The sequence below is a fragment of the Ruegeria sp. AL3 genome (assembly GCF_056536065.1).
In genome coordinates this window covers 1,413,470-1,431,665 of sequence record NZ_JBQFJG010000001.1, presented here as the reverse complement: position 1 = coordinate 1,431,665, position 18,196 = coordinate 1,413,470, and the positions used below count along the sequence as shown (strand labels likewise).

At 60.2% G+C, this 18,196-nt stretch carries 18 protein-coding genes; 12 read left to right on the top strand and 6 right to left on the bottom strand.

What is annotated here, in order from left to right:
• Positions 1–221: 221 nt before the first annotated feature.
• The 4 genes from ACR3E6_RS07200 (at position 222) to holA (ending at position 4,817) form a co-directional block, all read left to right on the top strand.
• Positions 222–704 carry a DUF3576 domain-containing protein gene (locus tag ACR3E6_RS07200; RefSeq protein WP_152459265.1) on the top strand — a complete coding sequence of 161 codons (483 nt, stop codon included), beginning with the start codon at positions 222–224 and terminating at the stop codon, positions 702–704.
• Between the two features lie 72 nt (positions 705–776).
• Positions 777–3,314 carry a leucine--tRNA ligase gene (gene leuS, locus ACR3E6_RS07195; protein WP_480486492.1) on the top strand — a complete coding sequence of 846 codons (2,538 nt, stop codon included), beginning with the start codon at positions 777–779 and terminating at the stop codon, positions 3,312–3,314.
• A complete protein-coding gene (lptE, locus tag ACR3E6_RS07190; protein WP_480486490.1) occupies positions 3,301–3,792 on the top strand; it encodes an LPS assembly lipoprotein LptE in 492 nt (163 codons plus the stop codon). The genes leuS and lptE overlap by 14 nt, the downstream gene beginning before the upstream one ends.
• A complete protein-coding gene (gene holA, locus ACR3E6_RS07185) occupies positions 3,789–4,817 on the top strand; it encodes a DNA polymerase III subunit delta (protein ID WP_210093829.1) in 1,029 nt (342 codons plus the stop codon). Before lptE ends, holA begins: the two co-directional genes overlap by 4 nt.
• Position 4,818: 1 nt before the next feature.
• On the opposite strand, the gene ACR3E6_RS07180 is transcribed toward holA, so the two are convergent.
• On the bottom strand, positions 4,819–6,003 hold the full coding sequence (locus ACR3E6_RS07180) for a TIGR03862 family flavoprotein (protein WP_209835445.1): 1,185 nt from the start codon (positions 6,001–6,003) through the stop codon (positions 4,819–4,821).
• Between the two features lie 48 nt (positions 6,004–6,051).
• Between ACR3E6_RS07180 and ACR3E6_RS07175 the strand changes: the two genes are divergently transcribed.
• Positions 6,052–6,348: an HNH endonuclease gene (locus tag ACR3E6_RS07175; RefSeq protein WP_171637775.1), complete on the top strand. Its 297-nt coding sequence runs from the start codon at positions 6,052–6,054 to the stop codon at positions 6,346–6,348.
• Here the strand turns inward: ACR3E6_RS07175 and ACR3E6_RS07170 are convergent, their stop codons facing one another.
• Genes ACR3E6_RS07170 through ACR3E6_RS07160 form a run of 3 tightly spaced genes read right to left on the bottom strand, consistent with a single transcriptional unit; the run spans position 6,349 to position 8,431 of the window.
• Positions 6,349–7,086, bottom strand: a complete 738-nt coding sequence (locus ACR3E6_RS07170) for a VOC family protein (protein WP_480486488.1) — start codon at positions 7,084–7,086, stop codon at positions 6,349–6,351. It lies immediately after the preceding gene.
• A complete protein-coding gene (locus ACR3E6_RS07165; protein WP_171637777.1) occupies positions 7,083–7,691 on the bottom strand; it encodes an enoyl-CoA hydratase/isomerase family protein in 609 nt (202 codons plus the stop codon). The genes ACR3E6_RS07170 and ACR3E6_RS07165 overlap by 4 nt, the downstream gene beginning before the upstream one ends.
• A complete protein-coding gene (locus tag ACR3E6_RS07160) occupies positions 7,688–8,431 on the bottom strand; it encodes an SDR family oxidoreductase (protein WP_480486486.1) in 744 nt (247 codons plus the stop codon). The genes ACR3E6_RS07165 and ACR3E6_RS07160 overlap by 4 nt, the downstream gene beginning before the upstream one ends.
• Positions 8,432–8,538: 107 nt before the next feature.
• Here ACR3E6_RS07160 and ACR3E6_RS07155 point away from each other — a divergent pair, with 107 nt between their 5' ends.
• The 5 genes from ACR3E6_RS07155 to lpxK all read left to right on the top strand — a co-directional run bounded on the left by ACR3E6_RS07155 (position 8,539) and on the right by lpxK (position 14,615).
• Positions 8,539–10,086 carry a DUF2125 domain-containing protein gene (locus ACR3E6_RS07155; RefSeq protein ID WP_480486484.1) on the top strand — a complete coding sequence of 516 codons (1,548 nt, stop codon included), beginning with the start codon at positions 8,539–8,541 and terminating at the stop codon, positions 10,084–10,086.
• A gap of 172 nt (positions 10,087–10,258) precedes the next feature.
• Positions 10,259–11,605 carry a TldD/PmbA family protein gene (locus ACR3E6_RS07150; protein ID WP_210093833.1) on the top strand — a complete coding sequence of 449 codons (1,347 nt, stop codon included), beginning with the start codon at positions 10,259–10,261 and terminating at the stop codon, positions 11,603–11,605.
• Complete coding sequence (locus ACR3E6_RS07145; RefSeq protein ID WP_480486482.1) at positions 11,592–12,392, top strand: inositol monophosphatase family protein; 801 nt, start codon at positions 11,592–11,594, stop codon at positions 12,390–12,392. Before ACR3E6_RS07150 ends, ACR3E6_RS07145 begins: the two co-directional genes overlap by 14 nt.
• A complete protein-coding gene (locus tag ACR3E6_RS07140; RefSeq protein WP_480486480.1) occupies positions 12,389–13,627 on the top strand; it encodes a 3-deoxy-D-manno-octulosonic acid transferase in 1,239 nt (412 codons plus the stop codon). Before ACR3E6_RS07145 ends, ACR3E6_RS07140 begins: the two co-directional genes overlap by 4 nt.
• Complete coding sequence (gene lpxK, locus ACR3E6_RS07135) at positions 13,614–14,615, top strand: tetraacyldisaccharide 4'-kinase (RefSeq protein ID WP_171637784.1); 1,002 nt, start codon at positions 13,614–13,616, stop codon at positions 14,613–14,615. Before ACR3E6_RS07140 ends, lpxK begins: the two co-directional genes overlap by 14 nt.
• A 39-nt stretch (positions 14,616–14,654) precedes the next feature.
• On the opposite strand, the gene ACR3E6_RS07130 is transcribed toward lpxK, so the two are convergent.
• Together ACR3E6_RS07130 and ACR3E6_RS07125 are read right to left on the bottom strand one after the other, a co-directional pair.
• Positions 14,655–15,317: a DsbA family protein gene (locus ACR3E6_RS07130; protein WP_171724901.1), complete on the bottom strand. Its 663-nt coding sequence runs from the start codon at positions 15,315–15,317 to the stop codon at positions 14,655–14,657.
• Between the two features lie 13 nt (positions 15,318–15,330).
• Entirely contained in the window at positions 15,331–15,837 is a 507-nt protein-coding gene (locus ACR3E6_RS07125) for a DUF721 domain-containing protein (RefSeq protein ID WP_171637788.1), read from the bottom strand.
• Positions 15,838–15,918: 81 nt separating this feature from the next.
• Here ACR3E6_RS07125 and mutY point away from each other — a divergent pair, with 81 nt between their 5' ends.
• Both mutY and ACR3E6_RS07115 read left to right on the top strand, forming a co-directional pair.
• A complete protein-coding gene (gene mutY, locus ACR3E6_RS07120; RefSeq protein WP_480486478.1) occupies positions 15,919–16,974 on the top strand; it encodes an A/G-specific adenine glycosylase in 1,056 nt (351 codons plus the stop codon).
• Positions 16,975–17,035: 61 nt separating this feature from the next.
• Positions 17,036–18,172, top strand: coding sequence for an alkane 1-monooxygenase (locus ACR3E6_RS07115; protein ID WP_480486476.1), 1,137 nt, complete (start codon positions 17,036–17,038; stop codon positions 18,170–18,172).
• Positions 18,173–18,196 lie beyond the last annotated feature (24 nt).

Sequence of the window (18,196 nt, the reverse complement as noted above, 5' to 3'; positions counted from 1 at the left end):
GCACGGACACCGTTTCGCTCTTTTTGCCCCCATTGCGCAAGCTTGGCATAAACCCGGTCACGTCATTGGGGTCAGATTGGTGCAAGGATGCCACAGTTCGTTTTTGCCCGGATCAGGCTGACACGCTTACATTTCAGAAGAATAGGCTTGTTGCAGCGAGGGTCCTTGGCTAGGAGTATGCCCTGAATACTGCACAACAAGTGAAACAGGACCTGCTGACAATGCGCCTGCCTACGATTTTGGGATTAATCATGCTGACCACCACTATTGCGGCATGCGGGCAGAATCGAAGCACTTCGACATATTCCCCCAATCCCGCCAGCGGTAATTCCGATGAACGCGAGCTGAACGATCCTGAACGTACAACGCTGTGGGACATTTTCGATCGCAGCACGGCCGAGCAGACCACCAATGTAAACCGGTACTTGTGGGCAGCTTCGCTGGACATTTTGAACTTCTTGCCTGTGCAGGAGGTCGATCCGTTTACCGGAGTGATCGTAACAGGTTACGGCACTCCTCCGGGCGGAGGACGGTCATACAGGGCGACCGTACACATCAGTGATCCGGCGCTTGCGGCCCGGTCTTTGTCCGTCGCCCTGCAATCCAGCGGGGGCGCCCCGGTAAGCGCGGCAACAACCCGTGCGGTGGAGGATGCGATTCTGTCCCGCGCGCGTCAGCTGCGCATCGCGGACAACAAGTTCTAGCACTCCGCCGAAAATCACACTAATACCACGCCGGGTTCCTACCCGGCGTTTTCATTCACGAAGGACCGCACAATGTCGCGCTATTCGGCCACCGAAATCGAAGCAAAATGGCAAGAAGCCTGGGACAAGGCAGGAATCTTCACCGCCAACCACAAGGCGGACAAGCCGAAATACTATGTGCTTGAGATGTTCCCCTACCCGTCCGGCCGAATCCATATGGGGCATGTGCGAAACTATACGATGGGCGACGTCATCGCGCGGCACAAGCTGGCCACCGGGCACAATGTTCTGCACCCCATGGGCTGGGACGCGTTCGGGATGCCGGCGGAAAACGCTGCCATGGCGATCGGCGGCCACCCCAAAGAGTGGACTTACGGCAATATCGCCGACATGCGCGCCCAGATGAAGCCACTGGGCCTGTCGATCGACTGGTCCCGTGAATTCGCCACATGTGATCCGGAATACTATGGCCAGCAGCAGGCGCTGTTCCTCGACATGCTCGAGGCCGGGCTGGTCTATCGCAAGAATGCCGTGGTGAACTGGGATCCGGTCGACATGACCGTTCTGGCCAATGAACAGGTGGAAAACGGGCGCGGCTGGCGCTCGGGTGCGCTGGTGGAACGGCGCGAGCTGACGCAGTGGTTCTTCAAGATCTCGGATTATTCCGAAGAACTGCTGAACGCTCTGGACACGCTGGAAAACTGGCCCGCCAAGGTTCGACTGATGCAGGAAAACTGGATCGGCAAGTCGCGCGGCCTGCAATTCGGGTTCGAGCGCACGGATGGTGGGGAACCGATCACTGTCTACACGACGCGCCCCGACACGCTGCTGGGCGCGTCCTTCGTTGGGATCTCGCCCGATCACCCGATCGCCAAACAGCTTGAGACCGAAAACCCGGAAGTCGCTGAATTCATTGCCGAATGCCGCAAGGGCGGCACCACGGAAGAGGCCATCGAAACCGGCGAAAAGCTGGGTTTCGACACCGGCATCCGCGTCAAGCACCCGTTGGACCCGAACTGGGAGCTGCCGGTCTGGATCGCCAATTTCATCCTGATGGATTACGGCACCGGCGCGATCTTCGCCTGCCCGGCCCATGACCAGCGCGACCTTGATTTCTGCCGCAAATACGATCTGCCGGTGATCGATACGTTCTTTGCGCTGGACGACGACACACCGGTCGACAAGATCGCCTTTGTCCCGCCAAAAGAGCAGAAAGTCCGCTGGGTGAACCATTTCGCAGGCCTGACCGAAGCAACCGGAGAAGAGGCGATCAACACCACCATCGATTTCGCCGAAAAAGCCGGTTGGGGCGAAGGGGTCACGAAATATCGCCTGCGCGACTGGGGCTTGAGCCGTCAGCGCTATTGGGGGTGTCCGATTCCGGTCGTTCACTGCGAAAGCTGTGGTGTGGTCCCTGAAAAGAAAGAGAACCTTCCGGTTCGCCTGCCCGATGATGTCACCTTCGACAAACCGGGCAACCCGCTGGACCGTCACCCGACCTGGCGCGACTGCGCCTGCCCGAATTGTGGCGCCCCTGCCAAGCGCGAGACCGACACGATGGACACGTTCGTGGATTCGTCATGGTATTTCGCCCGATTCACCGCTCCGCGCGCGGAAACACCCACCGATCTGGCCGAGGCGGAATACTGGATGAATGTAGACCAGTATATCGGCGGGATCGAACACGCGATTCTGCACTTGCTGTATTCGCGGTTCTTCGCCCGCGCGATGAACATCACCGGGCATTTGCCGGACAAAGCCATCGAACCCTTCGACGCGCTGTTCACCCAAGGCATGGTGACGCACGAGATCTACCAGACCCGCGATGCCAACGGTCGTCCGGTCTATCACCTGCCCGAAGAGGTCACGGACGGAAAACTGGCTGACGGCACACAGGTCGAGATCATCCCATCGGCCAAGATGTCAAAGTCCAAGAAGAACGTTGTCGATCCGGTCAGCATCATCTCGGCGTTCGGCGCAGATACCGCGCGCTGGTTCGTGCTGTCCGATTCGCCACCCGAACGGGACGTGGAATGGACGGCTGCGGGGGCCGAGGCCGCGTACAAGCATCTCAACCGTGTCTGGAACCTCTGCGACAAGATCGGCGCCATGGACCCGAATGCCACGGGTGAAGGCGATGAGGAACTGCTGCGCGAGATGCACAAAACCATCCGCGACGTGACATTGGGTGTTGAAAGCTTTGGCTTCAACGCGGCCATCGCCAAGCTTTATGCCTTCACCAACACCCTGGCGAAATCCAAGGCAGGTGCTGCGGCCCAAAAGCAGGCCATCAAAACGCTGGCACAGCTGATGTCGCCGATGACACCGCATCTGGCGGAAGATATTTGGGCCCATCAGGGCGGCGAAGGCCTTGTGGCCGTTGCGCCATGGCCCGTCGCCGACGAGGCGATGCTGGTTGATGACACCGTCACCTTGCCGATCCAGATCAACGGCAAGCGTCGCGCGGAAATCAGCGTGGCCAAGGATCTGGACAAAGCCGAGGTTGAAAAAATTGCGCTCAGCACCGAAGCTGTTCAAAAGGCGCTGGAAGGGAATGCGCCGAAGAAAGTGATCGTCGTTCCAGGCCGGATTGTGAATGTTGTCGTTTGATCGCAGAACGTTTTTGCTGATGCCGCTGGCGCTGGCCGCCTGCGGCTTTGAGCCCGTCTATGCACCTGGCGGATCGGGTTCGGCCTTGTATGGCCGCGTCGAGGTGTCGGCGCCCAACACCGTGGAAAGCTATTTGCTGGTGCAAGATCTGGAACAGCAACTGGGGCGAAGCGCCGGGTCGGTGAACGATTTCAAGCTGGACGTTCAGGTTTCGACCGTAACGCGTGGCGCAGCAATCACCACCACGAACGAAACGCAACGCTACACCATCGACGGACGCGCGCAATACACGCTGCGGTCCAACGCAACCGGTCAGATCATCGCCTCGGGCTCGGTGGCGGATTTTGTGTCTTATTCCGCCGCAGGATCAACTGTTTCCACCTTGGCGGATGAGCGCGATGCCAAGAGACGGCTGATGATGATTCTGTCGGGTCAGATCATGAACCGTCTTTACGCCACACCGGATCTGGCCGCATGAAGTTGAGCCCGCGCGAGGCTGAGGGGTATTTTGCCAAGCCGGACGCGGACAAGACCGGGCTGCTTATCTATGGCGCGGATGCGATGCGGGTTGCGCTCAAGCGGCAACAGGTGCTGGCCGCTCTGCTTGGCGCCCAAGCCGAAGAAGAAATGCGCCTGACCCGCATGCCCGGTGGCGATCTGCGTGGTGATCCCGCCCTGCTGCTGGACGCGGTCAAGGCGGTCGGCTTCTTTCCCGGCCCACGTGCCGTTTTCGTGGAAGACGCAACCGAAACCGCCGCGCCGGCAATTCTGGCCGCACTCGAAGATTGGGCCCCCGGAGACGCCCAGATCATCGTGACCTCGGGGCAATTGAAACCCAGCTCGAAAATCCGCAAGGCGTTCGAAGGCCACCCTGCCGCCTACGCAGTCGGCATTTATGACGACCCGCCCTCACGCGCCGAAGTGGAACGGGTTCTTGCCGAGTCGGGTATGAAAAACGTGCCCCGAGATGTCATGTCTGCAATCAGTGAATTGGCCGTCAGCCTCAGCCCCGGTGATTTCGCCCAAACGATTGAAAAACTGTCTCTTTACAAGCGCGGTGACAGCGCTGATTTGACGATCGAAGATATTGAGGCCTGCGCCCCGCGCTCGACCGAGGCGGCGCTGGATGATGTTCTCAACGTCGTTGCCGAAGGCCGCGCCGGTGAGATCGGGCCGCTGATCCGGAGGTTGCAGGCGCAGGGCACCAACGGCGTGACTCTGTGCATCGGAGCGATGCGGCATTTTCGGACACTCTATGCCTGCGCGTCCGATCCCGGCGGTGCTGCGCAGGGCATCGGTAAGCTGCGTCCACCGGTTTACGGCAAACGGCGTGACCGTATCCTGCGGCAGGCACAAGGTTGGGGCGCGACCAAGCTGCAAACCGCGCTGACGGTTCTGACCGATACAGATTTGGCGCTGCGGTCGGCCGGTCAGACAGCCCCTGCCATGGCGCTGGTGGAACGCGCGATGATCCGATTGGCGATGTTGGCACGATCCCGCTAGGTCACTCAGCCTTTTCCAGCCAGTCGGCGGCAGACCGACCGGCCCAGCGCCCGGTCGCAAGGCAAGCCGTGAGCAGATAGCCCCCGGTCGGGGCCTCCCAGTCCAGCATTTCCCCAGCGCAGAACACACCCGGCAGGGCCGTCAGCATCAGCCCGTCATCCAGCGCTGCCTGTTTGACACCACCTGCGGTCGAAATGGCTTCGTCCATCGGGCGAAGGCCGACATGCCGGACAGGCAGCTTTTTCAACATGCTCACTTGCACGGATTGAGGGTGGCCACCGCGTTTTGCCATTTCATGAAACAGGGCGATTTTCTGAGCAGACAGGTTCAGCGATTTCCTCATCCACTGGGACAGCGTTGTTTTCGACCGTTTCGCGGACAACCGCGCCAGCAGAGCCTGTTGGTCCAGATCAGGCGTCAGATCAGCAAACAACGGTGTCCCCGCGCGCAAAGCCGGTGTCAGCTTATACAGCCCTCCGCCTTCCAGACCGGTTCTGGAAATCGCAGCCTCTCCTCGGCTCTCCAAATCGCCTGCCATCCATCGGATCGATTTCAATGCGGCCCCGAAATGGGGCTGCATATGTGGGCTCCAATCAACGGAAATGGCTGAGTTTGCGGGTTCAAAGGGTGCCAAAGCCACGTCTTTTCCGGCCAATATCTGCGCCCAGTGACCGTCCGAGCCTAGGCGGGCCCAGCTTGCACCGCCCAGTGCCAGCACGGTGACATCCGTCGAAACACTGCGCCGCCCGTCCGGAGTGTCAAACACCGGCGCATCACCGTCCCAGCCTGTCCAACGCCAGCGGGTCCTGATTTCGACCCCGGCCTTGCCCAATCGTGCCAACCAGGCCCGCAATAAGGGCGAGGCCTTCATTGCTTGGGGAAACACGCGCCCCGTCGAGCCGACAAACAGCGTCTGCCCCAACCCGCGCGCCCAGTGCTGAACAGCTTCGGCATCAAAGTCAGACATGATCGGACGCAACCAATCTGCCGCTTCACCATAGGCGCGGATCAGGTCATCACGCGGCTCGTCCTTGGTCAGGTTCAGCCCCGATTTCCCGGCCATCAGGAACTTGCGCGCGACCGAAGGTTTGGCCTCGGCCACCAACACGGAATGCCCGGCTGCGGCGAGCTGTTCGGCCGCCATCAACCCGGCGGGGCCTGCTCCGATCACCACTGCCTGCGCCATTCGCACCCTCTTGCCTTCGCCCGTCACAGGCGCAAGTTTCACATCATCATGACGAACAGCGATCCAATCTGCCCGCTTTGCGACCGCCCGATCCCCGACGGGGGTGGCAGCCTGCATCATCTGATCCCAAAACTCAAAGGAGGCAAGGGCGGACCTACCGTTCTGCTGCATCAGATCTGCCACAAAGAGGTGCACGCCACCCTGACCGAAGCCGAACTGGCACGCAGTTTCAACACGGTCGAGGCCCTGCGTGCGCATCCAAGGCTCGAGAAATTTCTGACTTGGGTTCGCAAACGCCCACCCGGATTTCGTTCGAAAGTTCCGGGCAAGCGGCGCGGGCGCTGATCAACCTGGCAGGATCTGGTCCCCGACAATATCTGTAAGAGGTTCGGACAGGCCTTCGATCTCGATACCCCGAAAGTCCGGTACATGCACGAATTGTGCGCCCGCAACATGTTGGAATTCCAACGTCGTACAGGCGCGCTTCCACAGCCATTCGCGGTTTTCAACAGCCCAAAGGTCAGGATTGGGCGGGGTTTCGTCGGTAAAGGCATAAAAATGCAGGTCAAAGCCGTAAGGGGCGACCTCCTGCATCGACAACAACGACATGCCCTGGGCGCGCCAGAACGCGTCTTCGGCGGCAATATCGCCGGTTCGAAGGGTAATCTGACCGATCCGAGCCTGCGCAAAAGGCGCGTCAGGGTCCGCTGCATGCGGCGGTCGGTTGCCTTCGAAATCATGTTGCAGCAGCTCGATGACGAACCCTTCGGGATCCGCAAGATGGCACATGTAGCCGATGTCCAGAAACTGATTCGGCGTGCTCACTGGAACGTCAAACCTGCGCAGATGAGCCGCAGCAAGATCGACATCCGGCACGGTGATTCCTATCTTCCAGTAGCGCTGCCCCTTGTCATGGGTGTACCCTCCTCCACCCGGCAGCAACAAAAAATCTGCGTCTGCACCGTCATAACCGACACGGTGGCCGGTTTCTGTTCGGCCAACGGACATGCCCAGAATGTCGCGATAAAACGCGGCCAGCCGATCCGGGTCAGCGACCCGCAGGCGCAGTGCAGACAACCTCATGAACACAACCTTGCGATTCCCGCCGCGATCTCGGGGTCGGCGTTCACGCTGTCGGCCACCAGATCGCGTGCGGTTTGCATCAGGTGATCGGGATCGACAATCCGGTCCACCAGGCCAAATTCATACGCCTCTTGCGCGGTGATCTTCTGACCCGCCATAAAGATCAACTTGGCCCTTGCCGGTCCGACCAGAGCCGCCAGCCGCGCGGGGTCGGACGGTTGTGGCAGAAACCCCAGCTTCATCACCGGATAGAAGAACTTGGCCGACGGCACGGCAATGCGCAGATCGCAGGCCAGTGCCATACCGTTGGCCCCGCCTGCCAAAGTGCCGTTCAGTGCGGCAACGGTCAGACAGGGCAACGCAGCAATGGCGCCGGACAGCCTTTCCCAGACATCCGATTTGGCCAGTCCGGCGCGCGCTTCGTCCAGATCTGCCCCGGCGCTGAACACTTTGCCCGCGCCCGTCAGGATCAACGCCTTGGCCTCTGTCGCGGATTCGGCGATCTCGGCCAGTTCCGCCAGCATAGCCCCCGTCAGGGCGTTCGCCTTGCCGGGATTGTTGATCGTGACGGTCCACAGGCCACCTTCTTTGGTCAAATCGATCATATCAGCCCGGCCCGTTTGCGAATGTCTTCAAGCCGCAGCGAAATTTCAGTGCCAAGAAACTCATCGGCATCATCCGAGCACATCCACAACAGCGCCCGTGCGGGCCAGTCCGCAGGGATATGCACATCCCAGTCCAGCTGACTGACGGGATTTATGCCGCTGGCCTTGATCGACCGCTGCATATCGGTGGCCACCGTCCCCGGTGACAGGCCCATGGCGCGAATACCATTATGGGCTTCTTCCAGATGCAGACATTCCGTGAGCATCTTGGCCCCGGCCTTCGAGGCGCAATAATGGCTCCAGGCTTCGACCGGGTTCGACGCTGCACCGGACGAGATCGTCAGAATGCTCCCTCCTCCCGCAGCCCGCATCACCGGCAACGCCGCGCGCATCCCGTAGAAAATACCTTTCAGGTTGATGTCGATGGCCTTGCTCCACGCCTCGGTGTCAGCATTCGAGAGATGAAAGATCGGATCGATCACACCCGCGTTGCCGATCAGAACATCCAACCCACCGAACCGGTCCACGCATGTGGCCACGGCTTGTTCCACCTGCACGAAATCGCTGACGTCACAGGCCAATGCGATGGCCTGATCGCCCAATGCGGCCGCCAGAGCGTCAATCTGATCCTGACTGCGAGCCACCAATGCGACATTGGCGCCGGCTGCGGCAAAAACGCGCCCTGCCTCGGCCCCAATTCCTCGGCTGGCCCCGGTTATGAGAACAGTTTTTCCCTGCATTTGCCCTTCCTCACGCATTGCAATCTCTGTCGGCTACAGCCGTAACGCGTAAACGGGGAAAGGGTCCAGCCCTTGCCCCCTTGACGATACCCGCCACAAAACCGACCATGCGCCACAAATTGATCAAGAAGGGTTACCTTATGTCCGTTTTCCTTCGCCGCAGCTGCGGCGCTGCCTTGGCTTATGCCGTTGCCACCCAAGGGGCGTTTGCCGATCTGTCGGCCGATGACGTCTGGTCCGATTGGCAGAGCTATTTCACCTCGATGGGTTACACCGTCACAGGAGACGAAAGCACTTCGGGCGACGTCACCACGATTTCCAACATGACACTTTCAGTGGCCCTTCCCGAAGAGGACGGACAGTTTCAGATGGTCATGCCGGAAATGACATTGACCGAAAATGGTGACGGGACCGTTACCATTGACCTGCCGGAAAGCTTTCCCATGGAAATCACCGGTCAGGCCGAAGACGAAAACTTCGCAGCCACTGTCACCTATTCCCACAGCCAACTGAACATGGTCGTGTCGGGCACACCGGACGACATGACCTATGACTACAAGGCTGACAATCTGGGCGTGAAACTGGATTCGATTGAGGTCGATGGTGAGGCGCTGCCCAATGATGTGTTTGGCATCGATGTCCAAGCAAGCGATCTGTCCGGCAGCTCGCGGATGCAGATCGGCGACAATCGGAACATCAGCCAGACGTTCAACGCAGCCACGTTAACTTATGATCTGAACTTTCAGGATCCTGAAAGCGGCGAAAACGGGTTGATCAACGGTCAACTCGATCAACTGGCATTTGAGGGCAACAACGTCGTCCCGCCGGATTTTGACTTTTCGGACCCAGAAGCCTTTTACAAGGCTGGTTTTTCGTTTGACGGCACCTTCACCTATGCCGCAGGCAGCACGGATCTGAGCGGGACCAGCGAAGGTCAGGCGTTCTCGATGAACAGCACGTCCGAAGGCGGGCGTTTTGCAGCCAGCATCGATGCAGAGCGTATCGTCTATGACATTGACCAGAACAGCACGAAGATGGCCGTTACCACGGCGGGCCTGCCGTTCCCGATCGAACTTTCGATGGCCAAGGCGGGCCTGAACTTCGAATTCCCCATCCAGCAATCGGACGAGGTTCAACCCTTCGGCTTTGGGCTGAACCTGACCGATTTCACCATGTCGGACGTATTGTGGGGCATTTTCGATCCTGCGGGCGCGCTGCCGCGTGATCCGGCGACGATTGCGCTGGATGCGACGGGAACCGCGAAAGTGCTGATGAATATCTTCGATCCTGAAATCGACGTCGAATCCGACGAAGCGCCGGGGGAACTGCACTCGCTGAAGATCAACGAACTGCTGGTTTCGCTGGTTGGCGCCAAACTGACCGGTACCGGTGATTTTGCTTTCGACAACACCAATACCGAAGAGTTTGATGGCCTGCCCAGCCCAAGCGGCGTGGCGAACCTTCAGCTGGTTGGCGCCAACCAGTTGATCGACACCCTGATCGGCATGGGAATCATCTCGGACGAAGACGCGCTGGGTGCCCGCATGATGATGGGTCTGATGGCAGTTCCGGGCGCAGAACCGGACACACTGAACTCGAAGATCGAGTTCACCGAAGACGGCCAGATCCTGGCGAATGGTCAGCGTATCAAGTGACAATCAACGGAAAGGGCCGCGCAACATGCGGCCCTTTCTCTGCCCTGCCAACCCTTGCCCAAACCTCTGAAACGGCACGGGTTCACCGCGATCCTCAACGCACAATCTGGTCACAGGTCTTGCGAGACGGGCGGTCCAAGGCTAGGTCCTTGGCAATCAACCCGGAGGCCTCATGACCTGCTCACCAGAAGAAATCAGCCATCACTTGCTTGACGTGGCCCGCAAGGCAGGCGCGGACGCGGCGGATGCCATCGTTATCGACGGATCCTCTGTTTCCGTCGAAGTGCGGGGCGGCGCGCTGGAACATGCCGAGCGCTCGGAAGGGACTGATTTGGGATTGCGGGTGTTTCTGGGCAAACGATCCGCCATTGTGTCCAGTTCCGACAGCCGCCCTGAAACCCTGCGCGCCATGGCGGAACGAGCTGTCGCAATGGCCAGGGAGGCCCCCGAAGATCCGTTTTCCGGGCTGGCTGACAAGGACCAGCTGGTCACAGACTGGAACATAGAGTCACTGGAATTGTCAGACCCCGCCCCGGCCCCGTCTGCCGAAGCCCTGATGCAGGATGCCCTGACGGCCGAGGCCGCAGCGCTGGCCGTCGCCGGCGTCACCCAGGTGTCGGATGCGGCCGCAAGCTATGGAACCCACCATGTGCATCTGGCCGCGACAAACGGGTTCACCGGCGGGTACGCGCGCAGCAGCCGGTCGGTTTCCTGTGTTGCGATCTCGGGCGAAGGCACCGGGATGGAACGGGACTATGACGGTGACAGCCGGACGTTCCAATCCGACCTGCGCAGCGCGGAAGAAATCGGGCGCACAGCAGGTGAACGCGCCACGCAACAGGTTGGTGCGCGCAAACCTGAGACGGGAAGTTTTCCGGTTCTCTTCGACGAACGGATCTCGTCTTCGCTCATCGGCCACCTTCTGGCCGCCAGCAATGGCGCGGCGATCGCACGGGGCGCATCTTGGATCAAGGATTGTTTGGGGCAGGACGTTCTGCCTGCGCATCTGTCCCTGATCGAAGACCCGCACCGCCCGCGCATTTCGGGCTCGCGTCCCTTTGATGCCGAGGGTCTGCCGACACGACGCCGGGCAATCGTGGAAAACGGCGTTCTGACCGGCTGGACGCTGGACCTGTCAAGCGGGCGAAAACTGGACATGGCGTCCACGGGAAATGCCGCGCGTGGGGTCTCGGGCCCGCCATCGCCCAGCAACTGGAACCTGAGCCTGACACAAGGTGACCAAAGCCGCGCCGACCTGCTGCGCGATATGGGAACCGGGTTGCTGGTCACGTCCATGATCGGTTCAACGATCAACCCCAATACCGGTGACTATTCAAGGGGTGCATCGGGCTTCTGGGTCGAGAATGGCGAGATCACGCATCCGGTCAATGAATGCACCATCGCAGGCAATCTGCGGGACATGCTGCGCCGGATCATCCCGGCGAACGATGCCCGCCCATACCTGTCGCGCGTGGTTCCGTCGCTTCTGATCGAAGGAATGACACTTGCCGGCAACTGATCTGCCCCTGCTGATCGAGGCGGCGCTGGAGGCCGGCAAGATCGCCACGCGCTATTCCGGCACGCAAGCACAGCGCTGGGACAAACCCGATGGCGCCGGCCCAGTGACCGAGGCGGACCTTGCCGTGAACACGATGCTGGAGGAGCGGTTGTGTTCGGCGCGACCGGGCTATGGCTGGCTCAGTGAGGAATCCGAGGATTCCACCGACCGGCTGGACCGCAACAGCACTTTCATCATCGACCCGATCGACGGCACCCGGAGCTTTGCAGAAGGCGCGCGCACCTGGGCACATTCCATAGCCGTCGCCGATAACGGCGTGGTGACGGCGGCGGTCATTTACCTGCCGATGCGGGATTTGCTGTACACGGCGGCCCAAGGTCAGGGCGCGTCTCTCAATGGTAAGACGATCACGACCTCGGACACCGCAGAGCTTTTGCAATCAGAAATTCTGGCCGCCAAGCCGAACCTTGACGCACGGCATTGGCGCGACGCGCAGGCGCCAGAATTCGAACGCGCGTATCGTCCGTCACTTGCCTATCGCATGGCTTTGGTTGCGCAGGGGCGGTTCGACGGCATGCTGACCCTGCGCCCCAGTTGGGAATGGGACATTGCCGCCGGCGACCTGATCATCCGAGAGGCCGGCGGCGTGTGTTCCGACCGTACGGGTCAACGGCTGATCTTCAACAACATGCATCCCAGGTTGAACGGCGTGATCGCCGCCAGCGCCTCGATTCATCAGCAACTGTCGGCACTGCTGGATCCGGCCGGGCCGGGAATTGGAACATGAGCAAACCGCGCTCACTCAGCTTGGCCGCCTACAGGGTGTTGTCATGGGGGTTGCGCAACGGGGTTGCGCCGCAATCCAACCTGCCGCGCCCCAAAGGTGAGTTGCTATGGATCCATGTTGCCACACCGGATCGGCTGCGGGCTGTGACCGACTTCTGCCGTCGGCTGTCGCAGGTCAGGGCCAAGCTGAATTTCCTGCTGACAGCCCCCCCGGATGAGGATCTGTCCAACTGGCCGGACAGCAGGTTCCCTTTGATCAACCTGCCACAGGAACAGAGTGGCGCCGCCCGCGAGTTTATCGAATACTGGCGTCCGAACATGGGGTTGTGGGTCGGTGGCGATCTGATGCCCAACATTGTCACGCGCGCTGACGAACAGGCGATCCCGCTGGTCCTGTTCGACGCCCAATTCAGCGTCACTCTGTCCCGGAACGCCCGTTGGCTGCCGGACATCACACGGGTGACCTTTGACTGTTTCCGCAAGATTCTCACGCCATCCGCCGAGACGGCTCGACAGATCCGCCGCCTCGGAATCCAATCCGGAAAAGTTGCGGAATCACCGCCTTTGCGGATCAGCCCCAACCCTCGGCCCTGGCCAGAAGACGAACTTATCGAGACCACTCATACACTTGCCGGGCGCCCGGTTTGGCTGGCGGCATGGGTTCAGGACAAGGAGTTCATCTCGGTTCTGACAGCCCACCGTCAGGCACTGCGGATGCTGCATCGGCTGGTTCTGGTGTTGCACGTGGCAAACGAGCCGGAAGTCTCGCCGCTGAGACGGCGGCTGGAATCGATGGACCTGCGCTGCGTCAACTGGGATGAAGGGGACATGATTGAAGATACCACGCAGGTCGTCCTGACATCGGACCCCGAAAACCTGGGCCTGTGGCATCGCATGGCACCAGTGACCTTCATGGGCAGTTCACTGGAACGCGGCGCGGGCGGTCAGGATCCGTCCGAAGCAATCGCGCTGGGGTCTGCGATCATGTTCGGACCATATGTGCATCGCCATCAGGAATTCTATTCCAGCCTGCAACAGGTGAACGCCGCCAAAGAGGTTAAAACGGCAACCGAACTGGGCGACGCCGTTGTGCAGCTTCTGGCGCCGGATCAAGCTGCCGACATGGCGTTGGCGGGATGGCAATTGTTGACCGAAGGCGCACCGCAGGCTGACGCCCTGATCGAAATGGTGCAGGATATTCTGGATCAGCGGAGTGCGGATCATGCGGGCACCTGATTTCTGGAACACGACCCCGGACCAACCGGATCTTAGGGCGCGTATGCTGGCACCGTTGGGGCGCCTGTATGCAGCGGCAACCGCCCGTAGGATCGCCTCGGAATCCGGCGAAAAGCCGGGTGTGCCCGTGATCTGTATCGGCAACCTCAATGCTGGTGGAACCGGTAAGACACCAACGGTGATCTGGACCCTTGAACAGCTTCGAGGCGCCTGGCACGAACCACATGTCGTCACGCGGGGGCACGGAGGCTCTTTGGACGGGCCGGTGCAGGTTGATCCGGCCCGGCACACGGCTGCCGAAGTAGGAGACGAGCCGCTGCTTCTGGCGATGTTTGCCGAAGTCTGGGTTGCCAAGGACAGGGCGGCGGGCGCACGGGCCGCCGCAGCGGCGGGCGCCACGGCAATCGTGCTGGATGACGGTTTTCAAAACCCCTCGGTGGCCAAGGATTTCTCGATCATCGTTGTCGATGCTCAACGCGGGTTCGGAAACGGTTTGTGCCTGCCTGCCGGGCCACTGCGGGAACCGGTCGACATCGGGTTGAAACGGGCCGACCTTGTGTTATCTCTGGGCGATGAGGCCGCGCAAATGGCTTTCACCGGTCAGTGGGGCGACAAGTTGTCTGTTCCCCATGTCACCGGAGCAATCGAGCCCCTGCAAACCGGCATGGACTGGACCGGCACACGCGCTTTGGCATTTGCCGGTATCGGCCACCCCGAGAAGTTCTTCAAAACCCTGCGACAGCTGGGCGTAGACCTGGTCCGCGCCGAAGCCCTGGACGACCACCAGCCTCTGACTCAGGCACTGATGGCCCGTCTGGAAAACGAGGCGCGCCAACTGGGTATTCAGATGATAACGACCGAGAAAGACGCCGTACGTCTGCCCCCGGCTTTTCGGAGCAAAGTGATCACTCTGCCGGTTCGTCTGCGAGTGGGCGAAACTGACAAGGTCCGCGACATGCTATTGAATGCAGCACCGGCACCAAAATAGGCCCGGTCGGCCCCTACAGGGCCAACCGGAAAAGGGTTTTTAGCCGCCCAGTTCGTCTTCGATCAGCTTTTTGAAGTCAGCGTAGGACTGGTTGTCGACTTTCTTGCCGTTCACAAGGAACGACGGGGTCGACTGAATACCATCTCGTTCGGCGTTTTCCTGATACCACGCAGCCAATGTCCGCGCCTTGGTACCGTCTTGCAGGCAAGCCTCAAGCTGGTCGCCATCGATGCCGGCCAAACGACCGATCTTGCGCAGCTCGTCCACGATCTCGGCCGGACCACCTGCGCGTGTCCATTCTGCCTGCCCTTCATAGATCAGGTCTGTGATACCGAAGAACTTTTCGGGGCCAGCGCAGCGTGCAACCATCGATGCCCAAAGGCCGTAGCGGTCAAAATACACCTCACGATAGGTAAACTTGACCTTGCCGGTGTCGATGAAGTCTTTCTTGAGCTGCTTATACGCGCCTGTGTGGAAGTTTGCGCAGTGCGGGCAGGTATATGATGCATATTCGATGATTTCGACAGGTGCATCCTCGGCGCCCTGCACCATCTCGACGATCGTCGAAGTATCCAGGTCTGCCTCCTGCGCTTCGGCGGCACTGACCAGTGGAATGGTGACATTGGTGTTCGACCCTGTCAGCCAATAGCCGCCAGCGGCCACGGCGACGGCCGCACAGATTACGGTTGCAATACGGCTCATTTTCAGCCCTTTCTCAGCGTTTCTGTTTGGATAAAACGTTGCGCCCGAGACGTTCAAGAGCCGCGCGCAAATCTACATCATGTACATCGCGTGACATTTTGTCGGCCTCAGCGGCAATGTCAGGCGCAATCTGGGGTTTGGCTTGCTTCGGCTTGTGGTCGAAACTGGCCTGCCCCTCGGCAAATCCGGTCGGAGCGGTCTGGGTGATACGGACACGGCTGATGGCGTTATAGCCATAGACCGCGTTTACCTTGCCGCGCAGCTGTTCCTTCTGCATTTCCAGCATCGGAGCCTGTGGCCCGGTCGTTAACACAGTTAGGGTGGCACCAAATCCGCCCTTGCCATAACCCACTTTGACCGGGCGCGCGATGGCGGCGGTTTCCTGGCCGACAATCTCGGCCCAGTGGGTCAAAAGCCGCGACACGGCAAACCCCCGGCTTTCCCCGGCGCGCCGGATCTGATCGTTCAGCAAGGATGCGGTGCGTTTGAACCCGCGGGTCGAAGAACGTCTGCGTTGCATCTGGTTTCCTGCTCCTACACCTCTATTGTACTGGGCAGGCCACCATGTGCCAGCGAAACCCGACCGGGAGTTGAATAAAACTTGCGTGACTCTGTTGAATTCACCGTCAGTGATGCGTTGCTGGAATGGTACGACCGGCACGCCCGCGAAATGCCATGGCGCATCGGTCCGGCAGATCGCGCCGCCGGGATGCGCCCCGACCCCTATCGGGTCTGGCTGTCCGAAGTGATGTTGCAGCAGACAACAGTTGCCGCCGTTCGCGACTATTTCCTGCGCTTCACCACCCGATGGCCTACGGTTCAGGCTCTGGCCGCCGCACCGGACGATCAGGTCATGGGGGAATGGGCCGGGCTTGGCTATTACGCCCGCGCCCGCAATCTTTTGAAATGCGCCCGGGCCGTCACGCAAGACTACGATGGCCGGTTTCCCGACAGCTTTGAAGCGCTGCTGAACCTACCCGGCATAGGCCCCTATACCGCCGCTGCGATCTCGGCCATCGCGTTTGATCGGCCTGAAACCGTGCTGGACGGAAACGTCGAGCGTGTCATGGCCCGGCTCCATGACATTCACGATCCGCTGCCCGGCTCCAAACCCCTGCTGAAGGAAAAGGCGTCGGCCCTGACCCCGGCCACACGTCCTGGCGATTACGCGCAGGCGGTCATGGATTTGGGGGCAACCATCTGCACGCCAAAGTCGCCGGCATGTGGCATTTGCCCCCTGCGTGACCCCTGTCAGAGCCGCGTCGCAGGCACCCAGGCCGACCTGCCACGAAAAACACCCAAAAAGCCCAAATCCACGCGCTATGGGCACGTGTATGTTGCGCAAAGCGCAGACGGGGCCATGGTGCTGGAACGCCGGCCTGACAAAGGTTTGCTGGGCGGAATGCTGGGCTGGCCCGGATCAGAGTGGAACGATGCCCCGGCCGAACGGCCTCCGTTCCCGGCGAATTGGAAGATGTTGCCGGGCGAAGTCCGCCATACATTTACGCATTTCCACCTGATTTTGCGGATCTGGACCACGGATGCCGCCGATCACGACGTACCCGAACATCTGACAGTTGTAGACAAACAAAGCTTCAGGCCCGGCGACCTGCCAACCGTGATGCGCAAGGCCTATGATCTTTGGCGAGGACAATAAGTCCGCTGTGCAAATCTTCGGGCCATGGCTAGGATATCTCCGTAAAGTCGGAGCAGAAAAGATGATCGCAACAGGCACATTGTCCCGCTGGCAATCTGCATCCCCTTTCTGGGTGTCGCTGCTGCTGATTCCGCTGGTCTGGTTTTCAGCTGCCACCGGTGGATGGTCACTGCTGCTGGTTCCTGCCGCAACCTGGTGGGCTTTTGCAGTGCTGGACCGGATCACCGGGCTCAACACGCAAAACGCCGACCCCGATACGCCGGACACGGCGCTGCAATGGTACATATTACTGACAAAACTCTGGGCCCCGATCCAGTTCGTCACCCTTTTTGGTCTGATCTGGTACGCAACCCACGGCACCCATCTGTCAACGCTTGAGAAAATCGGCCTCTTCTTTGGCATGGGCGTCATTTCGGGCACGATTGGGATCAATTACAGCCACGAGTTGATGCACCAGAAAAGCCGTATGGAACGCTGGCTGGGGGACATCCTTCTTGCCATGGTGCTGTATTCTCATTTTCGGTCCGAGCACCTGTTGGTCCATCACCGCCATGTTGGCACCCCACGCGATCCGGTAACGGCGCGCTACAACGAAGGTTTCCATCGCTTCTATCCCCGCGTTCTGTGGCAATGCTGGGTTTCGGCCTTCAACGCCGAGCGCAACAAGCTGGCCCGCATCGGCAGACCGTGGACAGATCGTTTTAACCCGTTCTGGCGGTACTGGGCGTTGCAAGGTGGGATGCTGGCACTGGCCGGCCTGATCGGAGGATGGTCCGGCGTGGCGTTGTTTCTGCTTCAGGCTGGTGTCGCGATCTGGCAGCTCGAGCTGGTCAATTACGTCGAGCATTACGGCCTGACCCGAAAACACCTGGGCGACGGACGGTACGAGCATGTCCTGCCACGCCATTCCTGGAATGCCTCGCAGAAAGCTTCGAACTGGTTGCTGATCAATCTTCAGCGCCATTCGGACCACCATTACAAACCCAATCGCCGGTTTCCGCTGCTGCAACATCACGCGTCGGACGCAGCCCCACAATTGCCCTATGGCTATCCCGTCATGACCGTGTTCGCTATGATCCCTCCGCTTTGGCGGCGGGTCATGAACCCGCGCGTTCGCGCGTGGCGACGCCACTATTATCCCGAGATCACCGACTGGCACCCCTACAACAAATCTTTGAACCCCATGCCCAAAGCGTGACCGCAGCGCGCACTGGCGCGCTGC